Source organism: Streptococcus danieliae (assembly GCF_025447695.1).
In the GTDB taxonomy this organism is placed as follows: domain Bacteria; phylum Bacillota; class Bacilli; order Lactobacillales; family Streptococcaceae; genus Streptococcus; species Streptococcus danieliae.
The window spans coordinates 1-1,541 of sequence record NZ_JAOBSU010000180.1 but is presented as its reverse complement, the minus strand read 5'-3'; the positions used below and the strand labels follow the sequence as shown (position 1 = coordinate 1,541).

The 1,541-nt window shown below is 39.7% G+C and carries 2 protein-coding genes and 1 other annotated feature; both genes read right to left on the bottom strand.

Annotation, left to right across the window (positions count from 1 at the left end):
- Positions 1 to 252 precede the first annotated feature (252 nt).
- Positions 253 to 621, bottom strand: coding sequence for a 50S ribosomal protein L7/L12 (rplL, locus tag N4310_RS08415; RefSeq protein WP_160332818.1), 369 nt, complete (start codon positions 619 to 621; stop codon positions 253 to 255).
- A 59-nt stretch (positions 622 to 680) separates the two neighbouring features.
- Positions 681 to 1,181, bottom strand: a complete 501-nt coding sequence (gene rplJ / locus N4310_RS08410; RefSeq protein WP_160332817.1) for a 50S ribosomal protein L10 — start codon at positions 1,179 to 1,181, stop codon at positions 681 to 683.
- Between the two features lie 30 nt (positions 1,182 to 1,211).
- Positions 1,212 to 1,344 (bottom strand) — a sequence feature (ribosomal protein L10 leader region).
- Between the last annotated feature and the right edge of the window lie 197 nt (positions 1,345 to 1,541).

Here is a 1,541-nt window from a genome sequence, read left to right as displayed (position 1 = left end):
TACAATTCCTTGTCCGATTAATACACACGTTCAAACTCTGCTTTGGAGTTTACACAAAATTCTTGACACACCCCTTTTTTAAGGTGAAGCCAGTGTTAATCAATACTGACTAGTTGGAAGAGAAACTTTTCTTAGTCCTTAGAACCCTTACTGCAGTTAGCAACTAGTCACAACTCTTTATACCGCAAAAAACCGCTAGTCTAAAGACTAGCGGTTTTTTGCGCTTTTTAAGCTACTTGGTGCGGAACTCTATTATTTAAGAGTAACAGATGCTCCTGCTTCTTCCAATTTAGCTTTAAGTTCTTCAGCTTCTGCAGTTGCAACGCCTTCTTTAACCATTGCTGGTGCACCGTCAACAAGCTCTTTTGCTTCTTTAAGACCAAGACCAGTGATTTCACGTACAACTTTGATAACACCGACTTTTTTGTCTCCAGCAGAAGTCAACTCAACGTCGAATGAATCTTTAGCAGCACCTGCGTCAGCAGCGCCAGCAGCAGCAACAGCTACAGGAGCAGCAGCAGTTACACCAAACTCTTCTTCGATCGCTTTTACAAGATCGTTAAGCTCAAGGATTGAAGCTTCTTTAATTTCAGCAATAATGTTTTCAATGTTCAATGCCATTGTGATTTCCTCCAAAAAATTTTTTAATAAAATGTGTCTATAAGACTAAGCAACTTGAATTAAGCTGCACCTTCTTTGTCGTCTGCAACCGCTTTGACTGCAAGAGCAACGTTGCGAACTGGGGCTTGAAGTACAGAAAGGAGCATAGAAAGAAGTCCTTCGCGGTTTGGCAATGTAGCCAAGGCCATGATTTCATCCTTGCTTGCGACAGCACCTTCAATGGCACCACCTTTGATTTCAAGCGCTTCAGCTTCTTTAGAAAAGTCATTCAAGATTTTTGCTGGTGCAACAACATCTTCATTTGAAAATGCAACCGCAGATGGTCCAACAAAGACATCTTCCATTCCTTCAAGTCCAGCTTTTTCAGCTGCACGACGAAGAATAGAGTTCTTGATTACTTTGTACTCGACTTCGCTTCCGCGTAGGTTACGACGAAGAACTGTATCTTGTTCTACTGTCAAACCACGAGCGTCCACAATGACGATAGATGCAGCAGCTTTCATTTTCTCAGCAACAACATCTACTAATTCGGCTTTTTTAGCAATACTTGCTTCACTCATTGTATGTTTACCTCCGTTTTATTTTGCTTGGGGCAAATAAAAAATTCGCACCCAAACCTAGACACGAAAGTACAAACCGTTATTTATTCAATACGTTTTGTCCTCGGTAGGATTCTTATGAGTTGAACTCCCCTACTGTCTTAGGCAGTTTTTTCAAACCGTTAATAATCATAACATAGACCACTACCAATTGCAAGCGAAAAAGCAACTTTAAAAAAAAAAAAATTAGCTACAGATTGCCTAATGAAAGTTCTAAAATGAAGGAATGGGATAGAACTAAGATAAGAATCATTCCCGTTGCTTATTCTTTTTGAAAATAATGTCAGGATCCTGACTCCTCCTCATCAATTTCATAAAAAT